Annotated in this window: 10 protein-coding genes and 1 pseudogene; 5 read left to right on the forward strand and 6 right to left on the reverse strand. The window is 66.8% G+C overall.

The window, feature by feature from the left end; translation table 11 throughout:
- The first annotated feature begins 7 nt into the window (after nt 1–7).
- The 5 genes and pseudogenes from OG352_RS23990 to OG352_RS24010 form a co-directional block, all read left to right on the forward strand.
- Nucleotides 8–1,528 carry a PD-(D/E)XK nuclease family protein gene (locus OG352_RS23990; RefSeq protein WP_329219675.1) on the forward strand — a complete coding sequence of 507 codons (1,521 nt, stop codon included), beginning with the start codon at nt 8–10 and terminating at the stop codon, nt 1,526–1,528.
- Complete coding sequence (locus OG352_RS23995) at nt 1,525–2,586, forward strand: hypothetical protein (protein WP_329219676.1); 1,062 nt, start codon at nt 1,525–1,527, stop codon at nt 2,584–2,586. The genes OG352_RS23990 and OG352_RS23995 overlap by 4 nt, the downstream gene beginning before the upstream one ends.
- Entirely contained in the window at nt 2,579–6,145 is a 3,567-nt protein-coding gene (locus OG352_RS24000; RefSeq protein ID WP_329219677.1) for a hypothetical protein, read from the forward strand. Before OG352_RS23995 ends, OG352_RS24000 begins: the two co-directional genes overlap by 8 nt.
- Nucleotides 6,133–8,865 (forward strand): pPIWI_RE module domain-containing protein, encoded by a 2,733-nt coding sequence (locus OG352_RS24005; RefSeq protein ID WP_329219678.1) that lies wholly within the window; start codon nt 6,133–6,135, stop codon nt 8,863–8,865. Before OG352_RS24000 ends, OG352_RS24005 begins: the two co-directional genes overlap by 13 nt.
- A gap of 297 nt (nt 8,866–9,162) precedes the next feature.
- Nucleotides 9,163–9,537: pseudogene (locus tag OG352_RS24010) on the forward strand (aminotransferase class I/II-fold pyridoxal phosphate-dependent enzyme); the annotation flags it as partial.
- A gap of 35 nt (nt 9,538–9,572) precedes the next feature.
- Here OG352_RS24010 and OG352_RS24015 read toward each other — a convergent pair.
- The 6 genes from OG352_RS24015 to OG352_RS24040 form a co-directional block, all read right to left on the reverse strand.
- A complete protein-coding gene (locus OG352_RS24015; protein WP_329219680.1) occupies nt 9,573–10,757 on the reverse strand; it encodes an McrC family protein in 1,185 nt (394 codons plus the stop codon).
- Nucleotides 10,754–12,574 carry an McrB family protein gene (locus OG352_RS24020; RefSeq protein ID WP_329219681.1) on the reverse strand — a complete coding sequence of 607 codons (1,821 nt, stop codon included), beginning with the start codon at nt 12,572–12,574 and terminating at the stop codon, nt 10,754–10,756. The genes OG352_RS24015 and OG352_RS24020 overlap by 4 nt, the downstream gene beginning before the upstream one ends.
- Nucleotides 12,575–12,638: 64 nt before the next feature.
- Nucleotides 12,639–14,483, reverse strand: coding sequence for an AIPR family protein (locus OG352_RS24025; protein WP_329219682.1), 1,845 nt, complete (start codon nt 14,481–14,483; stop codon nt 12,639–12,641).
- A 93-nt stretch (nt 14,484–14,576) separates the two neighbouring features.
- The gene (locus OG352_RS24030; RefSeq protein ID WP_329219684.1) at nt 14,577–18,638 is read right to left on the reverse strand and encodes an Eco57I restriction-modification methylase domain-containing protein; all 4,062 of its coding nucleotides are present in this window, start codon (nt 18,636–18,638) and stop codon (nt 14,577–14,579) included.
- Nucleotides 18,635–21,658: a helicase-related protein gene (locus OG352_RS24035; protein ID WP_329219685.1), complete on the reverse strand. Its 3,024-nt coding sequence runs from the start codon at nt 21,656–21,658 to the stop codon at nt 18,635–18,637. The genes OG352_RS24030 and OG352_RS24035 overlap by 4 nt, the downstream gene beginning before the upstream one ends.
- Nucleotides 21,655–26,931, reverse strand: coding sequence for a DEAD/DEAH box helicase (locus OG352_RS24040; RefSeq protein ID WP_329223939.1), 5,277 nt, complete (start codon nt 26,929–26,931; stop codon nt 21,655–21,657). Before OG352_RS24040 ends, OG352_RS24035 begins: the two co-directional genes overlap by 4 nt.
- Between the last annotated feature and the right edge of the window lie 9 nt (nt 26,932–26,940).

Genomic DNA, 26,940 nt, shown 5'->3' on the forward strand with positions numbered 1-26,940 from the left:
CGTCACCATGCGGCTCAGCATGTTCGGCCCGGAGCGGTACCAGTGCCCCGCGTCCAACGTGCTGAAGGCACGCGGACTCAAGCCGCGCGCCCGGTCCGCCTGGAAACCGGAGGTACTGGATCCATTCCCCCATGGCCCGTTCATGGCTGCAGCCGACGAGTTTGAAAGACCGGTGGACGAGCCGTTGCCGCGCGCATCCAGAAGTGGTCGGCAACGTCCGCTGCACGACGGTGTACGGCAGTGGACCGAGCATGCGCTGCGGACGTACCGAGAGGCGTTTCCTAGGGACCCGGACCTGCGTCTCGCCCATGCACCCTGGATTTACAAGCATCAGCAAGCTACCGGCAACGGTCAGGCCACCGTGGAGTACCGGATCACCGCCTGGGGACGCTGCTTGGAGTCCACCGACGGTCGACTGCGCGAGCTGCGCCTGCCAGTTAACCGTCTCCGTGCCCGCAGCGAGGCGGAACGCGCGATAGCTGCGCTCGTTGTGGCAGAGGGCGACTTCGATCCTCGGCTGGAACGAGTCAAGGTCGTTCAGTTTGCCCTGTCTGACGGCCGCATGGGCCCGGTCTTCGAGGGCACCCGGGACGAAGCCCTGGCCGTATACAGGGAAGACGGGGCACCCGCTGTCCGCGCGCTGCTCGACAGCCAGGAGTACCGCCCCGGCACCGCCTGCGCCTCGTGCGTCGTCGCGCCGGTTTGCCCGGCACTTCCGAAGGCCGCGGGGCTGCTGGGGCTGACCGACCGGAGTCGGCCGCGGCGCAGTTGGTCTTCGACCACTGGTCGAGGCCACCAGAGTTGCCCGGCCCGCGGCTATCTGCGTGGCCTGCGGCTCCCGACCGATGACGCAGTGGAGAGGGGCGCTGCCGTTGAACGTGGGCGGGCGGTACATGCGTTCCTCGCCGAGCGGCACAACCGGCAGCAGCGCACGCTGTGCACGCCCGAGATTCCGGCGGACTGGGTGCCCGAGGGATACCGGCTCTTCGATGAGGAGCGGCAGCTCGGCGCCGATTTGCTCCGTCACCATGCCGAGGTCTGCCCGCTGCGTACGGTCGGACCGCAGTCGGAGATCCGGATCGAACCCCAGCTGGCGTTCGACGACCCCGCAGCCGACCTGCTTGTCCTGGCGGACCCCGACCTGCTGTACCAGGACGCGGGTTCCTGGGTCTGGCGGGAGACCAAGACCTCCGCCAGCGACCGCCCCCGCCGCGACGTACTTGCTGCCTATCCCCAGCTGGCCTTGGCCGTAAAGATCATCGGCAGTGGCGCACTGCCCGGCCCGCAGGCCCGAGGACGGGTCGAGCTGGAGCTGCTGCGCCCTGGAGGAGCCGACCTGCGCACGCTCGACCCGTTCGCACACTCAACCCGTGCCGCCGCTGAGGCGGTGCTGCGCGAGCAGGTCTCAGGTTGGCATACGGAGACGCTCTTCAAGGCAGTTCCCGGCAACGAGTGCGCCAGCTGCGAGGTGGCGCGGTGGTGCTCAGCGCGGCAGTCGCTGCCGCCTGGACCGGGGGCGGGTCTGTGACCGAGGACAAGCGGACGGACATTGACCTGCTGGTCGGGGTGGCGCGCGGTGTGATCGAGCTGACCTCGATTGCCCGGTCCTCGGCGTTCCGGCTGCCTTACCCGTCCAGAGTTCAGCTCGCCCTGGACCAAATGGTGCTGTCCGGAATAACCCAGGGTCATCCAGTACCCGCCGGAGTACCGGACCTGATGTCCTGGTGCCGGGAGCGAGGACCGGAGGAATGGGGACTGGAGCTCCCGGACGGTTTCCTGATCGCGGGCGCTCGCCTGATCCATCCCACGGCGGGTGAGCCGACCCGGACCTGCGCCGAACTGGCTTCTCTCGGCCCGCACGGTGTGCCGGAGCAGGAAGCCGAGACACTGCTGGCCGGACTCGCCGGCGCCTGTGGCACCGAGGAACGGTTTGCGGCCTGCCGTGACTTCCTCATCCGTCGGCCGGTCATGCTCAGGCCCGACCCGATGGAGCTGCTGCGGCCGACCACCGCTCAGACCTGGAGTCTGGTCAAGGGGCTCTACAGTGCCGTGCCCGACCGCTTCCTGTCCGACGGACTGGTGCACTGCTGCACCGGCTGCGGGCTGCTCGCCAAGTCTGTTACGGCGGGCGGTCCCTGGTGCGAGGGCGGTTGTCCGCCGGGGGACCACAAACTCGAAACGACTCACGAGCCCCAGTCGGCCCTTGCCCTGCCGCTCGCCCTCCGGCTCTTCCTAGCGCTCCCAGGCCGCACGGAGCAGGCTGTCCGATCCCGGCTCACGGATCAGGTTGAGCTGCTTCCGCTGAGCCTGGGCGTTCACCGCATCACCGGTCAGGACGTGACCGTCCGCGCCTTCCAGGTCCATGACCGGGTACAGCCGGGGCCAGCCGCCTTGCGGGCAGCGGAGGTCGCTGCCCTGCTCGGCAGACCGCTGGACATCGTGGTGCCGGATGGTGTGGCGGCGCGTCCCGGATATCGCCAGCAATTCGACCGTGCCCTGCCAGCGGACGCACAGGTGCGCCTGTTGTCCGCGAGTGACTTCACCGCACCGGGACCGGCCGGTCGACCGAGGAGGAACCATGCGTAGTACCACCCAGCCCCTGAGCGAGGTGGTCTCCCTTCTGTCGGACGCCGCCCCGCAGATGAAGAGAGCCCGGCTCGTCTCATTGTGCGAGATCGAGGTAGGGCTGCTGCTCCAGGAGACGTTCGCGGCCGAAACACCGGCTGCGGACGCGTGGACGCTGTTCAGCGGGTACCCGTTCGCGCGAGCCTGGGGCGCCGTCGATGCGGTCGGGGAACAGACCCTTCGTACAGCCCGGCATACGCTGTGGACCTGGGGCCGCCGTATGGCCTGGACCGAGGCGCTCCAGGAGTACCAACTGCTCGACCGCCAGATCCGTGGCTACGAGATTGTCGACCCGGACCTTCCAGCTGTCCGCCGACTCTCGCTGTCGGTGGCGCCGAACCGATGGGAGACCTACGAGCGGCTGCTGCACCAAGCACCGGCTTTCGCCGGACGGCCGATGGCGTTCGCGAAGGCTGGCTGGCACGCCTTCCCGATCGGCCGAGACCTGACCACTGTCCAACTGCCCGAGTCGGCTCTGCCGTCTCCGGTCAGCCATGACCTCGCGGCGCCGCCCGCGAATGGCGGTGAGCCACTGTCCTTCCTGTGGGACGACCTGCTGGAAACGGCGGCGTTCATGGATTCGGTGAAACCCGAGAACTGGACCAAGCGACTTCGGGCGATCCACCTTTTCACCCGCCAGGCCGGCGAGTTCCGCTGCTCAGACAGCTTCGAGGTGGCACGGATCCAGCACCTGCTGGGCATCGTCGGCGCAGGCAAGAGCACCCTGCGGGACGTACTGGCGGTACACCTAGCTGGCCAGGGTCTCCGGGCGACCATTGTTGTCGGGGACGTCGCAGAACAGCTCAAGCTGGTTGAGCTGTACAACACGTACGTACCGGGATCGGCCGCCCCGGTGCTCGGTGCGTCGGGCCGCCAGCAGCACGCCGAACGGCTGCACCGGCGGTTGGCCAGCCGTGGCAGGCGCAATCTGCTCGCCCATGACGACCCCGCGTTCGCGTACTTGAGTACGTCCTGCGCCTTGAACGCGCTGCGGTACTCGGAAGTGCAACTCGACGACGACCTACTGGGATTCGGCGAGGCGCCTTGCGCCAGGTTGCAGCAGCCCAGCCGCCGCCGCGACCTCGCGGAGGATTCGTGGGGACGGCAGCCGTTGGCCTGCCCCTTCTGGTCTGCCTGTCCCCGCCATCACGGGGCCCGTGAGCTGGTGAGCGCGGCCCTCTGGGTCGCCACGCCCGCCAGCCTGGTCGACTCCAAAGTGCCACACCCGCAGAACCCCGAGAGCATCCGCTACCTCGAACTTGCCTGTCGACGCAGCGATCTGGTGATCGTGGACGAGGCGGATCGGGTCCAGATGCAGTTCGACCGGATGTTCGCGCCGGCCATCCCGCTGATCGGCGGCGGCTCGGACACCCGGTCCTTCCTCCACGACGTCAACCAGCACCGCATCCGCGAGTTGGCCGGTGCCGGTGGGATCCAGCTGTCCGACCGTGACGTGGAGAACTGGTCGGCCGCCGTCAATACCACCCAGACCGCCGCCGATCGGTTGGTCGCCATGTTGGTCCGCGACGTCGAGCTGCGCGACTGGGTCAGGACCGGGTACTTCAGTGCATGGACGCTTCAACTCCGTCTGCTGGAGGAGCGATACCCGCTCCCGGAGGACCGCGAGGACACACCGGCAGAGGCGGCGGAACAAGCCACCGAGCACTCGCATCGGGCGTCAAGGCTGCGGCTCACCGAGATCCTCGACGCCTTCCGGGAGAACCCGTTCGGCGACCGACATCGCTTCACCGAGGACGGCGTCGAACTCACCGGCCTGCTTGGCGAACTCCTGCACACCAACCGCCGCGAGCGCACTCGGGAGAGGCTGGAGCAGATGCTCCGCGACCTGTTCGCCCTCGACCCGTTGCTGGAGCCCACTGAAGAAGGCCAGGAGCGCTACCGGGAACTGCGTGTCCTCGCCAGTGGGGAGCGGCTGCGGAAGTCGGAGCCTCATGAGAAGGGTCGGAAGAAGGCCAAGCGCCGGAGGAACAAGCACCTTCCGGAAAGCCCGGACGTATGGCTCAAGCTGCTCATGACCCGCTTCGAGTTCACCCTGCTGCTCAGCGCGCTGGAGCCCAAACTAGCTCTGATCAACGCCATGTGGCCGCGCGCCGCAGCAGCGCTCAACCTGGGCTTCAACGAGATGTACCGCAGGCCGCTCGACTACGGGCCCATGGTGCCCGAGGCGCCGATGGGCAACGTGATCGGTTTCCAGTTCCTGATGGACGGCCCCGACCCCGGCGGAGTGCGTACCGGGGAACTGCGCTTCTTCCGGTGCAGTGGGGTCGGCCGGGCACTGCTCCGTGCGATGCCAGACCTGCCGACGGTGGACGGCCTCCCCGGCACCAACGTCCTCCTGATGTCGGGCAGCAGTTGGGCAGGTAGCTCCAGTCGGTACCACATCCCGGTGGACATCGGCGTGATCATCGAGCCGGCCCCGGAGGAGTTAGACCGGATCGCCGAACTGAGCGAGTTCCGCTTCGAGTTCATCCGCGACGGTTGCGGATGCCGCGCGGGATGCGCGTGCGATGAGCAGTACGAGGCACAGCGGCTCTCTGGCGAACCACTTGACCAGCGGGCGGACATCCTGCGCCGGATGGTCATCGCTCTCGGCAGGGAGGACGCCGGTATTAGTCGTCTTCGGGAGGAGTTGACGCTTCTCCCGGAGAGCCGTCGCCACATCCTGCTGCTCGTCGGCAGCTATGAGGAATCCAAGGTCGTGGCAGACACCCTGCATACCCTGAACAAGCGCTGGAAGGGCAGGGTCCGTCGGCTGGCATCCGATGACGATCCCGAAGCCGGCACCTGGTCGGACGACGATGAGCATCACGCGCCCGTGCTGCGCCGTGGCGATGTGGAGACGCTGGCCACCACTCGGGCCGAAATCCTGGTGGCGCCACTGCTGGCGGTCGAGCGCGGACACAACATCCTCGACCTCAACCGTGAGCATGCAGCGATCGGGTCGATCTACTTCCTCGCCCGCCCCAATCCGCGTCCAGATGATCTCGGCCTCGCAGTGCACGCGATCAACGACTGGATCGTACGGGCCATGGACAGCGGGAAGTTCGCCGACTGGGTTCAGAGTGAGCCCAGTCTCGGACTCGGTGCCCGCAAGGTCAGGGACCTGGCTCGTTCCCAGTGGTACCGGGTGCTCGCCAGGAGCATGGCGTGGAGCCGCCTGGACGACGACCGGGAGCAGGTCACCTGGGATCTGCTCGTTCTGATCTGGCAGGTGATCGGCCGTTCCGTCCGCGGTGCGGTGCCCACCAGAGTCGCCTTCGTCGACGCGGCGTTCTCGCCCAACCTGGCCGCCGGGGGGCCGTCCAACCTGCCGGACACCTCGGAAACCAGCCTCCTGCACAGCATCCATGCCGTGCTCAAGCCTTACTTCACCCCGGGCACCCCCGAGCCTGCCGACGACCGCCATATCGTCCAGGCGCTCTACCGGCCAATGTGGACAGCTCTCGACCGTTGCCTCACCCGGACAGCCGACGAAAGGAACACCGCATGTACCACCTGATCAGCACCACCGCCTACGAACCGGACCCGCAGGCCGGGCCCTGGACCGAGCAGTACCGGGTCATCAGCTTCTCCGAGGAATGGAGGACCGAGTTCATGGACCTGTACCGGCGGCGGTGGCGCCGCCGGGAACAACCGGTGGGCCTGCCGATCAGCAAGCTCAACGACCTGCTGCGGGCCACCGCCCCGGGACTGGTAGCTACCGGCCGGGGAGCAGGAAGCAGCGCCGAGGCGCCCTGGTTCTACGCGTCCGAGGAGATGCCGGCTGAACTGGTCGCCCCGCTGCTGGCCTCCTGGGTGATGACTCTGCCGCCCGGCACCGACCCCGATGCCGAGCGTATGGCCGATCACCGGGCGACCTTGGACCGGGCACTGGCGCTGATCGACGATCACACCCCGCAGTGGCGAAACGAGTCCGTGGACCTCACGGCTGCGGAACTCTCCCCGGGCGGCACAGCCCAGCCCGACCGCAGGCTCTATCACCTGCTCCCCGAGCGGATCGGTGCCAGGCTCGCCGTTCGCCCGCTCCGCCTCGACGGCATCGACCTCTCCTTTCGGCTGGTCACCCGTGAACAAGGAGTCGAGCTGGTCAGCTGGCCGCCGCGGTCGTACACCCGGGGAAAGCGAACCTGGCACTACTCGGGGCTGGTGACCATCACCCTTCAGACGGTGCCGTTCGCCGCGCGGTTCCGCCTGCACGTCTCGTACGGAATCCGCCGCTGGGCCACCGGATCGCCCGTACGGCTGCCAGAAGGCCGTGGCGCGACCGTTCTGCTCGACGCGCCGCTGCCGTGGCCGGGTGCCGGTGGTCCGCGCCGACGGCTCACCGCCAATTCCCTTGCCTATGACCGCCGCCTCGGCATGCTCGCCTGGAGCCGGCAGAGCCTGGTCGGCCTGTTACCCGAACTGGACGTGCTGCGTGTCTACCCCAAGCCGTCCGAGCTGATCGCCGAACCGGTCGACTGGATCGAGGGCCGGGACGGGGTTGCCGCGGGCATCCTGCACAGCACCGCGATGGGCCGGCACGGCGTCGGCGCCGGGATCATGCCGCTCGAACGGTCGCTGCTCGACCGCTGGGTCGAGGAGGCTCTCCGCCCCGTCCTGCGCCGGGTGCCCGACCTTGAACGCGCGCACCGAAAGTCCAAGCCTGTCCTCCTGCCCACCTCGCAGACGAACGACCCGGAGAAACAGGAAACGCGCTCCCGGCACCGGGTGCAAGCCCGGCGCAACGCGGTGAGTGCGACCCTCGATGGGCAGCCGCTGCTGGTGGACCTGCTCTGGCAGACGGAGGAGACGCGGGACGCGTTGATCGCGGCGCTTTGCGAGGGGCTGGGCCTCCCGGCTGCTGCCGGTGGAGCGGATGGCGACCAGGAGTGGCAGGAAGGGGGCTTGCGTGTCGTGCTCCGTGCCCGGCCCCTGGGGGACCTGGGTGCCCCACTGGACATCGCCAGGCTATCCGGCCAGTCACGGGCCCAAGCACTGGCCGAGGCTGTCCGCAGGCGCGCCGCGCGGACGGCCGCACAACTCGGTACCCGAACGGGTCCGGCGGGGCTGGCGCTCGTGGAGATCCTCGGCCCCGACCGATTCTCCAAAGAGGACCACGACCCCAAGTCCGCTCTGCGGCACGGCTGCGCTGCAGCTCGCCGGGTCAGCCAGTTCATCGTGGTTCCGGAGGACGCAGACGGGGCTGTGGCTTTGCGCGCCAAGTCCGCCTTCGCTGACGGAATGCGCCAGCTCGGTGCCGTGGTCCCGCCGGACCAACAGCTGGACGAGGAATTGAGCGACGATCTCCAGTACCTCGCGCTCTGGCACGTCCGGCGACAGGCCAACGGGCCGACCCGGCAAGCGGGACAGCACTTGGTTGCCCTCCGGATCCGGCCACGTGATCCGGTGCATCCCGTACGCGGCTGGGACGACGCCCGAAAGGAGTGGGTGCCGTACGCCCAGCTGTTGCTCACTCTCGCTGCCGACGGCGCTGCGCTGGAAGCCCCCACGCAGACCCGATCGGGTTGGGACGCCTCGACCACCGATGGGCGGCGCGACGAGGTCGAACGCCAGATAAGGTCATTGCTCTATCAGGTGCGTGACCGGCCGACCCTGCTACTGGCCAACAGCGGCAACCTACGGGAGTGTTGGCCCGGCCTGAACAATGGGCAGTTGGTTAGGGACATGGTCACCTTCTACGGGGAGCCGCCCGCGCGGCTCGCACTCTATGGGGCCGACCTACGGATGGTGCTGCTCCGGGACGCCAACAGCCGTGGCGAGACGCCCCAGTGGTACGCACCTGGTGAGACTGACGAGGAGACTCCGGGATTCTCCGCCGGCCTTTGGTCGGCACGGGACGCTGGCCGGGACAACCGGGTGTTCGCCAGCACCGTGGGGAAACCGCCGACCGCCGGCACGGTACGGCGCGACCTCCGCAAGCTGGTCCCCGACAAGGACTGGCCACACGGCCCCGCAGCCACGGCCTGGAACCCCCAGGCGCTGGAACTCACCGTGCTGGGATGTCTGTCCGAGGAGGCCCTCTCGTCTGCCGGACGCACCGACACCATCCCGGACCGGCCCGCCGTGGTAGCGGCGGCTGCCCACCAGTTGCGCTTCCACGACGAGTACCACCCCCTCTCTCGGCCGCTCCCGCTGCACCTTGCGAAGCTGGCCGAGGAGTACGTACTACCACTTGCCCCGGCCCCAGCTCCGGCAGCGCAGGAAAACACTGAGTAGTTGCCGCTCGCGACGCGCGACTAGCTGTTCCACGGCCCGCCCGGGCCGTGGAACAGAGCCTGATCATCACTTCCAGGGCGCGTGGCGCAGGCTCAGATCAGGCTGCGGTATGCGTCGTAGCCGTCCGCGGGCTGCGAGCGGCGAGGCTGCAGGCGAGGCAGCGTCCTTTGCGCATGATCACAGCTAGACCGGGCCCCGGAGCCGACCTGCTCAGGAGTGGCTACCGGGTCCGCGACTTGCTGTCACGTGCTGCTGAACAGAAGGCTGGACGGACTCGGGACGACGATCTTCGCGGAGATGTCGGCGCTGGCGACCGCGACGGGCGCGATCAACCTGGGCCAGGGCTTCCCCGACACCGACGGGCCCGAGGAGATCCGCGAGGCCGCCGTCCGCGCCCTGCGGGACGGGAAGGGCAACCAGTACCCGCCCGGCCCCGGCATCCCGGAACTGTGCGCCACAATCTCCGACCACCAACAGCGCTTCTACGACCTCTCCTTCGACCCCGACACCGAGGTCCTGGTCACCGCCGGCGCCACCGAGGCCATCGCCGCCACCATGCCAGCGCTGCTGGAGCCGGACGACGAGGTCATCGCCTTCGAGCCGTTCTACGACTCCTACGCCGCCTGCATCGCGATGGCCGGCGCGAAGCGCGTACCGCTCACCCTGCGTGCCCTGTTGAGCCTTTTTGTGATGTTCTGGTCAGGCCATCATGCTTTATGAACGAGTGCGGCGGCGATTCGTGACATGGCGGTGAGTACTGCGGGTGGCTCAGCAGCCAGCGGCACGGTGTGCTGTATGAGCTCAATGCCGGAGTGCCGAACGGTGTGACGCAGGGCTTGCCTCTCGCCCGCGGCGTAGATGAGGTGCCCGCGGTCAAGTCCCAGACCGAGACAGTACGAGGCCATCTGGTAGAGATCGGCGTTCGGGAAGCCACGCACCGAGTCCGCCTTGTACTTGGCGTCGGCCACCCCTGCAGCTGTGCCGTCGCCGCGACACCAAACGACATCGGGGAGCAGGCGGATCCGGTGTGCCTCGTCGAGGAAGTGGCGGCCGCCATCGGTGATCACATATCCGGAGTACGGACGGAGTGCTTCCCGGAGCGATACAGCAACAAAGTCCTCGAAAACCTTTTCCATGTTGATCAGTAGGCCATCCACGGGGACGGTTCCGCCGCCGTCGAGTTCGTACGAAGCTCCTCGCAGGACGAGCTCTCCGAGGCGGATTGCGGTACGCAAGCGCGCGTTGTCAGGGCTGGCAGTCCAGTCGGGCAAGGCCCGCGTCGATGGCACGTCTCCCACATCGGGGAGTGCGGCGATCACCCGTCTGAGCTCGGGACGGCAGGTTGCCGGCACCCCGGGGAGCGCCAAGAGACGCCAGGCCGCCGAGCGTAGGATGCGATTCTCTGGGATGTCTTCGGTGAATTCCTCGTAGCTTGCTTCCACGGGGAAGGCTCTGCCGAAGTGCCGACGCAGCTGATCAGCATGGCGTATACGACCGCGTACGACGGGCAGTGTCGCGTCGACACTCACGTACCCCTGTAGTGCGCCGTGGCGGAGGCCGCGCTCAGCGGCTCTGACGAAAGCGTACGCCACCGCCGGGAGCAGTCCGTCGCGCTCCGACGCTTCGATGGGCTCGGGGTACCAACGGTCCGGAGCTGCGGTGTACGCCAGGAGGAACAGGAGACGTGCGATTGGCGTCTTGGGCGCGATGCGGACATCGATGCCCCCGATTCGCGCGGCCCCGACGAGCCGGTTGCCGCTGATTCGCCACAGACCGGGGCGGCGGCCTGGCTCCACTCGCACGATGCGAGACGAGGTCAGGGCAGCTGCCTGTAGCGGGCTGAGTTCCGCTTGAATGGCTTTGCCGCTCTCGGACAGGTCGAGGCGCGTCATGCCGGACCGCTGACATCCTCGCCAGGAGCTTCGTCAGCTGAGGGGGCCTGACGCAGCAGTGCCGCTTCCTCGATGCCGAGCTCGTCGAGGATCTCGTCTAGCGCGAACCGATCGATGGTATCGCCGGGTTCCTGGTCGGCTAGCAGCGGCAGGATCGAGGTACGCCAGGCGCGGGCGAGCGCGCCCGGCTCCTCATACAGCGAACGGCGCATGAAGTAGGACGGTCCGAGCTGGAAGTCCCGCTCGGCGATGCGGCTGTTGAGCTCTTCTAGGAGTAGGGCTGCGGTATCCGGAAGTCCTTCGCTGCGGAGCCAGTTGCGCAGCATGGACGAGGTGGGTTCGGCGGTGGGATGCAGCTCAACGAAGGAGAAGCGTCGCCGCATGGCTGCGTCGACGCGTGCCACCGACCGGTCGACCGTGTTCATCGTCCCGATGATGAGGACATTCCGCGGGAGCGTGAAGCCGTTGCCGTCGTCGGTTCCGTACTGGAGATGCACTATGTCGTCGCGGTACTCCAGCAGGAAGTACAGCTCTCCGAAAACCCGAGCCAGATTGGCCCGGTTGATTTCATCGATGATCAGAACATGAGGGCTGGATGGGTCCTTGCGGGCGTTCTCGACGGTGCGCCGGAATGGACCAGGCACGAGTTCGAATCCGGGCTGCCCGTCCTTGCCCTGGCGTGGGCGGAACCCTTCGAAGAAGTCCTCGTAGGCGTACGAGGGATGAAACTGTACGAGGGTGACGCGTTCACGTCGTCCTGCTGTGAGGTGCAGAGCAAGCTTGCGTGCGAGATACGTCTTGCCAGTGCCCGGCGGGCCGTAGAAGACGAGCTGAGGCCGTTCCTTGAGGAGTTTGATCCAGTCGTCGAGATCCTGCGGACGGATATGCAGATCTTCGGCCAACCGGGCGTCCGGCCCGGGGAGGTGCAGGCTGCGACGGGGTGGAGGTGGGGGAGCGCCGGCCTCGGTCGGCAGCATGGTGGCGAGGTCGTCGGCGAGGTCTGTGAGGTCGACGACGCTGAGTTGGACGCCGAGCTTGCCGTTGAGGCCGTCCGGTATGTCGTCCTCGAAGGGATCGATAGGGGCCGCGGTGTTGAGCCAGCGCACACTGCGGGTCAGGGCCACCGTCCGGTCCGATGTGAAGTGTGGGCCCGACGTGACCTCCCCCAGATACAGCTGATCACCCTCTCTGGCAGGGGTCAGTACCAGGTCACCCTCGCGCATCCGGTTCAGGAAGAGGTGGATTTCCGCGCTTTTGTCTCTCAGGGCGACTTGGGCGAGATGGGCGTAATCGGCTTCGACGGCCAGACGTACGGCATCTTCGCCACTACCTGGCTCCAACATCCGCAAGCGTGACGCCTCGACGCCGCAGTACCCCTCGTTCAGCCAGTCCTGTAGCAGGTCGGAGGGGCCAGTGTCGGAGGCCCGGACTAGCCAGGCGCGGCGCGGTGGGGATGGCGCAGCGGTGCCCAGAGCTTCGCGCATAGCTTCGACGGTAACTCTCCGGGCTGGATCTGGTCTCCCCGACTGTGGCAGGAGTGTGCTTTCCCTGCGCATGGCGTGCGCCTGGGCCTGCGAATCGGGCTGAGCCGCGTTGCTGACGATGCGATCGGAGGCACTGGACTGGATCTGCCGTGCATAGCGCATGACGGTGGCGGGATCGACTCGCAGTACGTCGGCGACGTCGTCCCGGGTGGCCCAGGTCCCGGGGGTGAGCAGCGCGAGTACGACGCCCAAATTTCCGGCGTCACCTGTGTCTTCTGTGACCCGGATGATGAGTTCGTGGGTGCCGAACATGGCGTTGTCGGGGGAGAGCACGCGAAGGTCTCTGGATCCTCTAAGTGGCGGAGCCTTGGTTGGGGAGACGGGGCGGTGGCGGTGGCTAGTCAGCCCTTTCGCCAAGGTTCTGCCGGAAGACGTCAAAAACCGTCATCGTGTGCTCCTGATCGCTCAGGGATTCGACCACCCCGGCGAAGTTCGTGCGGGCGTCCTCAACCGCCTTTGCCCGGTCGTGCTCGCCGGCACCTTTCGAGCCCCCGCGTTGGAGAGCGGGTGCGAGGTGCGGGAGGAACGGAACTATGGGTTTGAGTGCCTGATGCCAGTGCTTGATCACTTTGGGGAGCGTGGGCTGCCGGGAGAACCCGAGAGTGAACGGATCGCGCGTGCCGCGGCCGAGCAGGGTGTCCATGCAAGCGGCGACGGCATCGACGACCACGGGGACAGCACCGCGGCGCTGGAGGAAGTCGTGCACCTTGCGCGGGTTGCCCTTGAGGTCTGGATCGTTCCTGCACCTGACTGCGTACTCGGTCTTCGCCTGCTCCACCGCGCGATGCAACCCGTAGCAGAACAGCACATGTCGTGCCGTGGTGTGGTCGCCGAAGAGGCTGGCGTAGAGCCCGTCGTCCGACCAGATCCTGCCCGGCTCGTTGTAAGCGATGTAGGGATCACCGTGGAAGGCTGCGAGGGCCTTGGCTGCCGTCGTCGCCACGACGCGGTTCGCGGGTGGCGCCACTGCGATGTCGCTGGGGTCGGTACGGCGCCCGCCGTCGTAGGCGATGTCGCCGAGCTGCTGGAACTCCTTGATGAGGCGCAGCTGGGTACGGTCGTTGCTGCGGAAGTCCGCCGGCAGGGTGGCGAGCTGACGGTTCGTGGTGCGGATCACCTCGCTGACGAGCGAAGGGTCGTCGCACACCACGAACCGGATCAGCAGCTGGCCGGCCTCGGTCTGTCTGCGGAGGGTTTCGTCGCTCACGGCCCCGGTCGTTTGTGCACCATTGACGATCGACAGACCCTGCAACGTGATGACACGCCGACCGTCGGGGCCAGGCTCACCAACCTCGACTCCCTGGGTGAGAGCCGTAACGCCGTTGTTCAGGACGAAGAGATTTGCCGGCTGCTCCTGCACGGTTTTACGGATCGCGCTGTTGATAGCGCCCTTCTTGCCCTTGACTCCGACGAAGCCACGGACGTTGGCGGAGAACAGACGGTTTTCCTCGGTGCCGTTGTGTTCCCAGTACAGGTTCTGGAGCCAGGCGGTGTCCACGGCGGTGCACACGGCGCTCCACTTACCGCTTGACAGTTCGAAGCAGTCATCCACGGTGAGAGTGATCTCATCGGTGACCAGAATGGGACTCCGCGACCCTTTGTACCAGCGGTACAGGGTGGGCACACCTACCTCGAGACCGATGACGCGCTCCGGAGCGGAGTCCGGATACGCTTGCTGAAGCACTCGCGTCGCCATGCGAACGGTTGCGTCGAGCTCGGCCCGCGCGTTGGCGGTCTCGAGTTGATTGTGGACGAACCAGAACTGCGCCTCCTTGATGCGTCCGTCCTGGAGGGCCTGACGGACGGCCTCGCCGGCGGGCTTCAGCCGTGCGGGCAGGTCCTCCGGTTTCCCGCTCAGCAGCCAGGCGACGCTCTCGTTGAGGGCGGTGGCTTTCCATACTTTGGGCTCTGCGAGGGATGACTTGGGAGACTCGAACCCCTGGGCAATGATGAGCTTCTCGGAGTCGGGGTCGATGTAGACCAGGTCACAGCCGTGGTCCTGACCCCCGTCGGTCAGGGAATCGACGGCCACCGCATGGATGTCGTCGATTCCCTGGTGCAGCTGGAGGGCGAAGAGCAGGCGCTTGTTGTCCCCGTATTCATCACGGTCGAGGTCGGTGCGGTCGTCGAGCACCTTCTTGAGTACGGCCGCCGCTTCCTGTGGCGTTACCCCGTCACCCACGCCGCTCACCTTGTCCCCTCGCTGATGCGTAGTCACGCCGTTTCAGATCCTAAAGTGTCGAGCTTGCCGCGCCCTCGTCGCACGGAGAATGGGTTACTCCGGCACATGCCTTGGCCCTTGTCCCGGAGGCGGGTTGAGCGGTGAGACGTAGGCGTCGCCCGCCTGGGCGGCCTTGTCCATGGCTGTGTAAGCCTCGATGATCAGCCGCTTCGTGCGGTACTCGCCGTGGGCCGCCATGTCCTTGCCCCGCACGATGGGGAACGTCTCCATCACATGGCTGGCCTGGGCCTCGGTCAGGCCGTAGAGGTGGAACATTGCGGCGTCGAGCTCGGCCCGGATCTGGGCTCGGCGCGCTTCGTCCCAGCGGAAGGGGGGGCCTTCGTCGCCGAGGTCGCGGGCGAAGGGGGCGAGGTCGTGGGCAGTGTAGGTGAGTTCCAGGACGCGAGCGGCGATCCAGCCGATGTCCGTTTGCTCTCGGACCCATCTGAGCTGGTCGAACGCCTCAGGACGAGGAAGCGCGATCTGCTTAAGGATGAAGTAGTTGAGAGAAACGCCACTCATCTTCTGTCTGACGAGGAAATCCATAGCAAACGAAGACATGCATGCAAGTAGCGCTGCTGGACTTCCGTGTCGGGCGAACGCGAGGAGGAACTTGTTGTTCGTGGCAATACGAGGCACCACATCAGCCACGAGTGTCCGCTCGTCCGTGGACCGAGTCACATCGCGCCACCCCAATAGCCATCCCTTATCCCACCGTCCACCCAAGCGGTAGTCCACATCGCACTCGGACATCCAGTACCGCGGAATCGGCCCCCGCCACGGGTCGTTTTTCTCCTCAAGCGTCAGCCGCGGCAGCTCCGTGTCCTGGCTGCCCTGAGGTCGCTTGCTGTAGCAGGACAGCCGATGGTCGTAGTGGTGGATGAACTTCGCCTCATACAGTGGCAGCAGTCTGCCAGTGCCGTTGGTGAAGACGTTTCCTTCCAAGTGCAGCCCTCCGGCCTCCAGTTCGGGCTGCTCCCAGAACAGGTCGGAGTCATTGGCCATGTCGAACATCCGCATGAAGGAGATGCCCCACGGGTTGGCCTCATGGATGTTGTCGTTTTCGTTCCAGAGCACTGGTACGTGCCCGTAGATTCCGAGCGTGATGTCGGCGTCCTGTTGGGTGCGGAACATGGGCATAGTGCCGGTGTTGGGGTTCACCAGCAGCAGATCCTTCGGATTGACCTCAATGCGATCGCCTCGCGGCGGCAGTTCGTCAGGATGTTTAGCCAGGGTCCATGACTCGGCTTGCCTGATTTCGGTGTTTCGCCCAGTGACCGTGAGGAGAGAAAAGCGGAAGCGGCGGTTGCCCACATCCGTCCAGATCCGTGGGTTGGTGACGAAGTCCAGCAGTGAGTCGAGGCGCCGCTGTTGGAGGATGTCCCGGAAAAATGGTGCGGTTGTGGAGTCCACTGCGATGCCGGTCGGCACGATGATGCCCATGCGGCCATGCCCCGCGATGAACTGACGGGCGGATTCGGCGAACACAGAGTACGTGTTGACGTCGCCCTGTCCTGTGAATGGGAAGCGTCCTGAGTCGCGCAGGATATGGAGAGTGCCCTCGGAGCGCCGGCGCGCAGCGAGATAGGCGTCGTAGTGGAAGCGTTGGTCCGGCGAGGCGGCGAGCTTGGCGATCGCGCGGTCGCGGGCCGCCTTGTTCGTAGCGTCCGCGATCTCCGGGACGCGTGTGGCGAAGAACTCCTTGTCCTGGAGTTTCACACGGTCCCAAGGAGGGTTGCCCAGGACGCAAGAGAAGCCGCCGCTCCATCCCAGGTCTGGGTCGTATCCGGGCGCTTCGTCGTCCGAGCTGTTGAAGATGTGCGGGAACTCTAGATGCCAGTGGAAGAACCCGTATTCACGGGCCAGTTGGTCTACCGTCTGGTCGGTCACTGCACCCGCGCTGCCGTTCTCGATCATGCGGCGCCAGGAGTCCGCGGCGATTCCCTCCGGTCCGCCGACATAGGTGGGCCACACGAAGGCGGCGCACCAGGCGTCCGCGATACGGCGATCCCTGACTTTCTCCGGGGAGGACTGCCATGAGCGGTACTTGTCGATCTGCCGATGGATGTCGGCGAGCTTGCGACCGGGCTTGCTGTGGATGTCCGCGATGACGTGGGCGTGGTGAGCGTTGCCCGTGGCCACGGTGACGCCGCCAGTGGAGAACAGCGCGTCCTGTCCTGCGTCGCGCTCTTCCCGGTTGCGCTTGCGGAGCCGGGCGACTTGCTTGACGTCGTCGCCTTCGAGGGCCTGGTACGCCACGTCGGGGATGCCCTGTTCCAACAAGCGCGGCGTGGCACCGAGCAGGGCGTTGCCGTGACGGATGTGGGCATCGAGGAAGGACATCGGGCGGGGCTTGCCCGGTTCGAGGGCCTGCATCCAGAGGGCGAACTTGGCGAGGTCGACAGCCATGCGGTCAAGGTCTACGCCGTGGATGCAGCGGGCCACGACGTCGGGCAGCCAGCGCTGTACGGCATCGACGGGTGGTTCGGTCTCTTGGGTGTGTACGACGGCGATGCGTTTGGCGATGCGGCGAGCGGCGGCGACCAGGAAGTGTCCGGATCCGCACGCCGGGTCGCACACGGTCACCCGCAGCAAGGCGTCCGCGGGGTTGGACGACCTCGCCGCTTCCTCCAAGACGGGATCCAGGGCGGATTCGAGCAGGGTGTCCACAAGGGCCGCGGGAGTGTAATACGAGCCCGAAGCCTTGCGGGAATGCCCGGCGGAGTTGCGCAGGTGATAGGTCTTGCGGTCCGGATCGGGGTCCGGGACCAGTTCGAGCAGCCCCTCGTACACCCCGCCCAGCTCCTCCGCGCCGAGGTGGCGGTAGTCGACGGGAAGCCAGCGGCTGCCGTCGTCGCTGCGGACCCGGGAGAGGTGGCGCACGGCGGCGAGGAGACGGTCGTTGGGCAGCCGCAGGGAGGCCAGGGTGACGTCGTCGAGGAGGTGGTCCTGGGGACCAGGATCGTAGACCCCGCCGAGTCCTGGCAGAGCGAGTCGAGGATCCCCGCCCTCCTTGCCGAGGGCGTTCAGCACCATGACCAGGGCTTGCCACAGGTCGTCCCGGCGGTCGCCCTTCATTGTCAAGGCGAGGCGGCGCAGTCGGCCGCTGGAGAAGTACGTCTCGTAGCGGGCCCGGGCTTGCGGATCGCTGTCCTTGCCGAACAGCGCCTGCCGGTCCTCGGCGACGAACAGGAAGATCAGTCGGTAGACGAGGCGTAGCAGGGCGGTGTTGAGGCGGTCCTTGGGGATGTCGCCGCTCCTGAGCCCTGTGCCCAGCTGCTCGTTGGCGGGGTGGGCGAGGAAGCCGGAGCCCAGCTCCTCCAGCGCACGCTGAAGCCCAGTACTCAGGCCCCGCAGGAAGCGTGAGCCGCTCTCCAGGGCTTCCTCCCGCCAGCGTTCGAGCCAGCAGTCGGCGGCGGTTGGCTCTCCGGGTGCGTCCTCCTTGCGGGGCAGCAGGTCGATGCGAGAGGCGTGCAGTAGGGCATACAGCAGGTAGAAGTCCGCGTACAGGTCCCCGTCGAAGATCGATTCGAGGTCGAACTCGATGTACGCGGAGCCGACGAGGGAGGTGGAGTCCCGCACCAGTCGCAGCACGCGGCCGTTGGAGAGCACCCCCCACAACAGCGAGCCGCCGGTGTTGAGGCAGTCCTGCAGCATGGCTTGGGGGACGCGTCCTCCCTTCGCGGGGCGGCGGTCCAGTTCGGCGTGCCAGGACAGAAGGTGGACTGGGAAGTGCTCGTGGTGGAGATGGCTTACGGGGAAGGATCGTCCGCCAGCTGTGACTCCCCGCCGTGTCGCAGGCAGTTGGCCGTAGCCGAGTTCGGCGAAGAGGGGGAGCAGCCACTTCCGCCGGGTCAGAGTGGTGCCGAGGTTGGCCGCTGGCTGCTGCTTCAGTTGGTCACGGTAAGACTGGTACACGCCCTGCAGATACACCCACGACCGGCTCACGGCGTCGCCTAGTCGCCCGACTGGCAGGCTGTACTCGCCCGGCGTCATCCCGGGCAGGGCGCGGTCTCCTGCGGAGATACGCGCCAGGATCTCGGGGGAGAGCACGCTGCCCTCGATACGGACAGCGGTGAATCCGTCGCTCGCGAGAGGGACGGCAGTCAGGCTCACGCGGTGCCTCCGGGTGTGGTGGTCCGGTTGGTTGATGCGGTGTCAGGAACGTACACATACACGCCGAGGACATCGGCCGAGGGCTGGAACGTCACCTGCAGTCCGCGCCGGGCGGCGGAGGCGGAGCGGCGGACGCGTCGGTGCGCTGCGAGGAGCTCGGATGCTGCTGCCTCTCCATAACGGTCCAGCTCCGGCTGGATTCGGTCAAGATCGCGTACGGCCCGGTCCGCGTACTGACGTACGTGTTCTTCCATGGCGTTGGCTGTGGGTTCGGCGTCCAGGAGCTGGGCTACTTCCGGCGGGGTGAGCCACTCGGGTGCGCTAGCACTGCCCCGGTAGGCGAGGACGCGGGCCTCCTCGGCCACTGTGGGTGTCGTGCCGCGCCCCGGCAGGGTCAGGTGATGGCGGAGGCGTACCAGCAGAAGCGTGGTGCGGGAGTCCACTGCGGTCGTCCTGATGACGCCGCAGCGCCGGGCCAGGCGCCGCCCGCCGGCGATCGATCCGTCGAGGGAGGTGTCGAGCACCCACTGGGCCAGAGCGACCACACGGGGATCCGACCTGGTGAGGGAAACTTCGCCGATCCGTTCAGCACCTTCTGCGCGGAAGGTGAGCTCCAGGGTTCGGGCCGCGCCGTCCAGCTGTAGGTCACGCAGCAGTCCAGGGGGCAGCCCGGTGAGGTCGGCGGTGAAGTCCCCTGCTTCTTCTTTCGGTTCCTCGAAGGCTGGCTGGGCGATCGCGGAGGAACCGGCGGGCCTTCGGCGGGCGCTGACCGAGACCTCTTCGCGGGAGGGAGCGAGACGCATGGTGGCGCCCAGCTTGGTGAGGCTGGCTCGGACGAACCGGATGACGTCGTCCCGGTTTCCGATGGCCTGCCGGAGGGCGTCGATCTCCTGTTGCATCTCGTCGGTGTGGATGGTGCGTTGCGCGTAGCGGGTCTGTGCCTTGGACTCACGCTCGGCTGCGTCGCGCCACTGCCGCTCAAGTGCCTCGGCCGCCTCTTCGGCCTCCACGTCGAGGGTCAGCTGTCGCTCTTCGCGGCCGCGCAGCAGCACACCCTGCACGAGTGCCTGTACCAGGCTGTCGGCTGCCTCCGGGACCGGTACCGCGACGCCGGTCGCCTTCTGGATGGCGCGGTGTTTGCGCAGCAGGACTTCGAGGACCACACCATCGATGCCGTTGTCCTCGCCGTACAGGGTCACGGCTCGCACGTACGTCGAACGCTGGCCGAAACGATCGACACGTCCTTCGCGCTGCTCGAGACGCGTCGGGTTCCACGGAAGGTCGTAGTGGACGACAGCCTGGAAGCCGTGCTGCAGGTTGACGCCCTCCGACAGGCAGTCGGTAGCGACCAGGACCCTGCGAGCGGCAGGGTTCTGAGTGAGCGTCGCGATACGGTCCTCGCGCTCCTTCGGGGGCAACAGCCCGGTGACGTGCTCGACGGTGATCTTGCCGAGGATGGACTTCAGGTAGTCCGCAACGTACTGGGCCGTGGGAATGTACCGGCAGAAGACGATGGGGTTGTAGCCGGCCGTGATCAGCTGCTTGACTTCCTTGCCCACCTGAAGGAGCTTCCGGTCGTGCTCAGGGCCGGCGAGCTGCCGAGCGCGTTCGGCGAATCGCCGGAGCCTTTTCCGCTCCTCCAGGATCCGGGCCTTGTCCCGGTCGCTCAGTTCGCTCCCATCGGCTCCTTCCACTGCCGTGAGAGGGATCAGTGCCTCAGTGGCATCACCGGCAGGCGCGGCGTCGGCGCCTTCGTCGGTGTCGTCCTCGGTGCCGTCCAGGACAGAGGCTCGGCCGAGCCGTTCTGCTTCCACGTCGGTCAGACCCTCGACGGCGGCCCTGGTCTCCAATGTGGCGGCGGCGGCCAGCGGCGAGGAAGCGAGGGAGCGCAGCAGGGCGAGGGCGGACCACCAGCGGATGCGGTCGCGGGTCGCACCGCTGCTCGTACGCACGGTCTCGCGCGCGTACGCCAGTACGTCCTCCAGGAGATCCGCGTACTCGTCGTGCATCCGGAAGGGCACATCCCGCAGGAACCGCGTGTCCGGGAAGTGGGTCTCCTCCTGCAGGTAGTGCTTGATGTCGCGGCGGCGTCGCTGCACGAAGAACTTGGCCAGGCGCATCCTGTCTTCGGACTGGGACGGGTCGAACGAGCCGGAATCCGGGGCGAACTGAGGGTCGAGCAACCCGATGAGACAGCGGAAGGACTCCTCCTTACCGCTGTGCGGAGTGGCGGTGACCAGAATGATGTGGCGCTGTGGTGATGTGGAAAGCTCGGTGAGGAGCTCGTAGCGCAACTGGCGGTGTTTGCCGGCCCGGTCGGCGGCGTCTGGTACGCAGGTGTGGGCTTCGTCGACGATGACGAGTTCCGGTGCGCTGCGCAGGAACTGGCTGCGGCGGTCCTCCCGCTTGATGAAGTCCGTCGACACGATTGTGAACCGGTATCGGGAGAAGAGGCTTTCGGCGCCCATCAGGTCGCGCTCCAGCTTCTTGACGGTGCTGGGCAGAACCAGCGCGGCTTCGATGCCGAACTTGTCCCGCAGCTCGTCCTGCCACTGCCGGGCCAGCGCTGGGGGGCACAGCACACTGAACCGGTCAACCTGCCCTTGAGCCACTAGCTCCTTTGCGATGAGTCCTGATTCCACGGTCTTGCCGATGCCGACATCGTCGGCGATGAGTAGACGCGTCACATCCATGCTCATCGACATCATCAGCGGTACCAGCTGGTAGCGCCGAGGCTCGAAGTTCAACTGGGCGAGGGACCGGAATGGACCCGCGCTGTCCCGAAACCCGATCTGCAGCGCGGTTCGAAGGAGCCCCGCGCTGCTGAAGTCACCCACCTCGTCGGGGTCGGTGCTGGGCCGGGGAAATGAGGAGTCCTCTACCTCCTCGACGAAGAGCCCGGTGGTGAATGCCGCGTCACCGCCCAGAGGGCGTGCCACCAGAAAATCCTCGGTGACCTTCTCCACAACCCAGTCCCGCCCGCGGGCGGCCACCAGGTTGCCGGTCTCGTACTTGGTCACCGGGCTCCTCCGGATCCGAACACGTTCGGATAACGGTCGACGATCTTCTGCCAGTTGTCAGTGTGCCCGAAGCGGACCACCAGCCAGCCCGCGTCCATCAGCCGGTCCTCGGCCTCCTCGTCGCGCTGCTGCTGGGTGGGCCGGTCATGGTGCGGACCATCGACGAAGACGGCGACGTCAGCACCGGCGAGGCGGTAGACGAAGTCCGGGCGGGCCGCGAGCTCTATCAGCGGGACCTGCGCCTCGTCCGGCACACGCAGCTCCCGGACAGCGAGGAAATCGAGGAAGTTTCGCTCCAGTTCACTCTCGCTGTCCTCCTTGAGCATGTTGAGCCGGTCGGCAGGACTGGCTGCCCCACCCGTGCCTCGCACCGTTGCCCGTGCGATGCCCCTCAACAGCCCAATCGCCTTCGTACGGTCGATCAGCCGGTGCTCGCTCTGGTTCCCGTACGACAGAAGGCAGTCGTAGCAACCGAGTTCGCAGGGCTCGGGCAGGCCGGCCGCCGCCGGCACGTCCTCACCGGTGTCGGGGTCGGTGTGCACAATACGCAGGGCTTCGGCGGCCGCAGTTGCCAGGGCGTCCGGTTCGGCCTGCAGGCGGCGCAGCACCCCGGCCCCGCCCTCGGCGCTCTCCGTGAACAGCATCCGGGCCCGGTTGTCCGGGTCCGGCAGTGCGATGGAGGTCAGCTCGGAGTCCTCCAGCTGGAATGCCGCCTCGACACCGCGCTCAAGGGCGAAACGCAACGTGGTGGCGGTGATCTCGTCAACCGGCTCGGCGAGACGCAGAAGGAGGATGTTCCGTCGGTCCTCCACAAAGGGGACCACGGGGCGCGAAATGTCGGCATCCGCAAACGACTCCCGTTCGTCCGATTCGAGGGCTTCGGCCTGCTTGTCGGGCAGCCATCGGCCGGTCGCAGTGTCGATGCGGTAACCGACCCGTGCCTTGTCCTTGCGTCGTCGTCGTCCCTTGTTGATGACGCGCAGGCTGGCGGTGTCTCCGTAGGCCAGATCGGCAAGCTTCTGGCCATCGAGGAGAATCTGGGCGTCCAGCCTGGCCGGTCGGTCGCCGTGCGCGTTGAACCGGTAGGCGGTTTCCAGCTCGAAGCCTGCCCGGCGTCGTTCTTCCTCGTCGGAGGAGATGCGTTCGCGACGCTCGGTGACGACTGTGGTCAGCCGCATCAGGTTGGGGATGAGCCCGGTGAGCGCTTCACCGCAGTTGTCGCAGAGATCCGTCCCGGCTTTCTGCTCGTGGAAGTAGCCGCAGTGGCGGCAGAACCGGGCCGCTTCGGTGTCGATCTCGCCCGGTTCGGCGATGGGCAACTGCACCCGCTTGACCTCGTATCGGGCTCCTTCGTGGTAGATGAGGGCACCGGGGCCGAACTCGTTGATGGCTAGGAAGCGGGGGCGTTGCAGGTAGTCGCCCTCAGTACCCGCACCCCGATTTTTGCGGGAGCCTGGGATGTACGCGGCCAGCGGGAGTCGCGGGAAGGAGTATCCGGGCAGGAACCCCTCAGACGCGAAGTAGCGGTACGTATAGAAGTCGCTGAAATTGTGGCCGAGGCGCTGGCTGTCCTCGTTCCGCAGCAGCTTGAGCTGGTTCTCGGCCTCGCGCCTGCGACGGGCCGCCTGCTCACGGGACTGGGGGCTCAGCGACTGGTCGAGGACGCGGCGGTTCTGTTCCTCCTGCTCCGCGAGAGCGCCCCGGTAGAGGTTGCGCCAGCGGTCGCATGCTCGGTCGAAGCCTCGGGCGGCGTTGCGGACGACGTCCTCCAGCCAGCGCGGGCTCCACCAGCTTGAGGTGTCGAGGTCCGGTACGGACGCGAGCACGTTACGGGCTCGCTCCTCCGCACGGCGGGCCGGTGCCGGATCGAGCATCTGCGCCCAGATCTCCTCGCGCACCGGATAGCCGCGCATCGAATCAGCGAGATCCAGCACCTCAGGCAGGCTCGAGTGCAGGTCGGCTCCGGTCTCGGCGAGCCAGATTGCCTGGATGTGGCTGCGGACCAGATCCTCGTTCGCGAGGTCGAGGCGCGGCGGTGCCACCCGCCCTTGCACCATGAGGTGCGACCGACGGAAGTAGTACTGATCGTGTGCGTTCCCGATGGCGCAGTAGGTGGTGACCAGAGCGGGCTCACCGGAACGTCCCGCGCGCCCGGATCGCTGCGCGTAATTCGCCGGGGTAGGTGGCACATTGCGCATCGCGACTGTGTTGAGGCTCTTGATGTCGACGCCGAGCTCCATCGTCGGGGAGCAGTACAACAGCGGCAGTCGGCCAGAACTGAACCGAGCCTCCCGTTCCTCCCGTACGGGCGTGGGGACCTGAGCAGTGTGCTCCGCGGCCTGCAGACCGGCGAGGCTGTGGGCGAGATCCGCGTAGAGACCGCGGAAGAAGGCGTTGACGCGCGGTGCGGTGCCACCGTGCCGGCGCCGCAGGAGGTCGCGCATGCCTGCGGAACCGTCTGAAGGCAGCCAGAGCAGCGAGGATGCCTTCACCCGGTAGCCGGGGGTACCCGTCTCTGACCGTGGCACGGACTCCGTGATCAGGTCTGCTTCGCAGAGCACTTCGAGCAGCCTGCGGATCACGAGCTGGGCGTCGTCGACGGTCAGGCGGTCCGACAGATGAGGGAAACAGCTCGGCGCGCGTAGATAGCGGCCGAGCATGGACCGGCCGGTGAAGTGGACGTCACTGCGGTACCCGCCGGGCCGCGCCGGCGTTGGGAACACAGCCGCAGGGCGGGGCTCCGGATGACTCTCCGCGAGCGCCCAGGGGCCGGTCAGCCACTGGTCGGAGCGCGAACGCACCCGCTCGAAACCGGTGCGGGACAGCACCTCGACGTCGACGGCGAGATTGCGGCGCATCTCATCAAGCACCAGCCGCAGCAGCTGCTCGCGCTGCTCCTGGGCGGCGTCGGCGAGAGCCACGTGCCCGCTCTCCCAAAGGTCCTCGGCAGCCGCAATCTCACCGAGAGCCGGATAGTCGAAAGCCAGGAGCCCGGTCTGCTCCAGGCCCGGCATCGTCACACGCCAGGACCCCTGCAGATCCTGGTACAGAAGGAGTTCCACTACCGCGCGCAGAGCAGAGGTGACATTCTCCCGCTGATGGCTGAAGCGAACCTCTGCCCTGCCCGCGTAGGACTCCACTGGCAGGGCCAGGGCATCGGTGACACGCTGTGCCAGAGTGTCGTAGTGCAACCCGGCTGCACCGACGTCGCTCAACGCCTTGACCAGAGCGCCCCGCAGATGCGTCACCTGGACAAAGTCGTTGAAATGCCCGGCCTGCAGACTGGCGTCCTGACGGTTGTCCACGAAGGTGAGCAGCTTCTGAGCCTCTCGCGGCATCTCCTCGCCGGGTGGCTGGCTGCGCAGACTCCGGACGATGCTCGCGCTGATCACCGTCATCGCGGAGCTGCGCCCCTCCGAGTCGAGGCTGGCGAGCTTGGCGAAGTCCCGGCCACGGACTTGTTCGTACGAGACCTTGCACTCGGGGTTCAGGCAGAACAGGAACGGGGCGGGGACGAAGGCAGCCCTAAGCCCCTCGGCACCGTCGGCAGGTTCAGTGCCGTGGTCGCCTGCGGCTGAGGGTTCACTCTCCGCGCCGCCGTACCCCATTTCCGTACCGTCGAGGGCCACGGTCACAGGCACCGGAAGAAAGCGCCGACGATTGTCGATCACATCGATACCGGATTCCTCGCGCACGAGCCATGAGTCCGGCAGCCGCCCGTCCGCGACAGGAGCCGCCGGCCACGGTGCGGCGGTGCTCACATACAGATAGCCGTCCGCGGTCTGATCGTCGTCCGACTCGTGATCGTGCCTCGGCTCGTAGGCCACTTGGCCAGCTCTCATCGTCCGGGACACAACGAGGTACTCCTGGCCGCACTCGCGGCAGAAGGACAAGGGCAGCAGGAGCTTCCCCCGATCGCCCTGGACCACACGCTGGTATCGCCTGGTGGCGTAGCGCGTCGCCTCGGGTTCAAGGCTTACATAGACGGTGTCCCCCTTCGACACGAACTGGTGCAGGCGGAAGGCGAACAAGGGACGATGTGTGTCAGGGTCCTTCGCCTTCGCCCCGGCGCGCAGCATGTCCTCGATGGCAGCCCTGCACAAGTCCTCGTCCTGGTTCACCAGGGCGGCCAGGCCAACAGCAGCATCGGCTAGCGTGATCGGGCGCTGTCGCTCCAGATGCCCGGCCTGGTCCCGCAGACCGAACGTGTTCTCGATCCAGACCGCGAGCGGATCCTCAGTAAGGTCGTCGTAGCTGCGGGTGAGCCGGTCCGGTGCCCTGAGGACAGCTTCAGTCAACTGCGCCGGCGACGGATCCGGCCCTCGGGTGGCGCGGCGGAGTGTTTCGCCGATTACATGTTCCGGTGCTACGTCCTCCGGGCCTCCGAAGATCCGGCTGGCCACGCGAGCCACGTCTTTGCGGCGCTCCAGATGATCTCCCTCGTTCGACATGGTCGCTGAGGTTCCGATGCACTGAAGGCTCCGCGCCTCGCAGGCGTCCCGCACACGCCGCACCAGCAGAGCGACATCCGCTCCCTGCCGGCCGCGGTAAGTGTGGAGCTCGTCCAGGACGAGGAAACGCAGATCGCGTGTGGCATTCAGAAAGTTTCCGCGCTCCTTGTCGCGGGTGAGTAGGAGGTCGAGCATCACGTAATTCGTGAGGATGATGTCGGGGCGATCGCGTAGGATCCGGTGGCGTTCCTCCTCGGAGTCCTGGCCGGTGTAGCGGGCAAAGGTCACCGGCGACGCCTCTGGCCCGTACCCTGCCTGAAGGAACTTCTCGAGCTCTTTGCGCTGGCTGTTCGCGAGAGCGTTCATCGGGTACACGATCACCGCGCGCGTACGGCGTTGCGTATCGCCCGCGGCGCGTGCACGCAGGATGTGGTCCACGATTGGCACGATGTAGCCGAGGCTCTTGCCCGATCCGGTGCCGGTGGTGAGTACGAAGCTCCTGCCAGTGGTGGCTACCTCGATCGCTTCTCGCTGGTGTCGGTGGAAAGAGATGGGAACGCCGGGAGACCCTTCGGCGTCTTTGCCGGTGCGGAAGATCTTGGAGCACTCGGGGTGCAGCAGCTGGCCCTTGACGAGCTCGTCAACCGAGCCCCCCGGTTCGAAAAGAGGGTTGATCGACAGCCATGCGTCCGGCCATTGGCCGCCTTCTGCGAGGTCGCGCTCGACGGCCTCACGAATCCTGGGGTCCCGGATGCCCACGAATGACTCGGTGAACTGCCGGTAGTCAGCGACAAGCTTCCGGTGCAGTTCAAAGACATCCACAGCGGCCAA

This window comes from Streptomyces sp. NBC_01485 (assembly GCF_036227125.1).
Classification (GTDB): domain Bacteria; phylum Actinomycetota; class Actinomycetes; order Streptomycetales; family Streptomycetaceae; genus Streptomyces.

Bases quoted from the DNA above. Each gene is read 5' to 3' on its own strand.
- OG352_RS24005 (WP_329219678.1), top strand. From the start codon at position 6,133: ATGTACCACCTGATCAGCACCACCGCCTACGAACCGGACCCGCAGGCC.
- OG352_RS24000 (WP_329219677.1), top strand. From the start codon at position 2,579: ATGCGTAGTACCACCCAGCCCCTGAGCGAGGTGGTCTCCCTTCTGTCG.
- OG352_RS23990 (WP_329219675.1), top strand. From the start codon at position 8: ATGCGGCTCAGCATGTTCGGCCCGGAGCGGTACCAGTGCCCCGCGTCC.
- OG352_RS24015 (WP_329219680.1), bottom strand. From the start codon at position 10,757: ATGACGCGCCTCGACCTGTCCGAGAGCGGCAAAGCCATTCAAGCGGAA.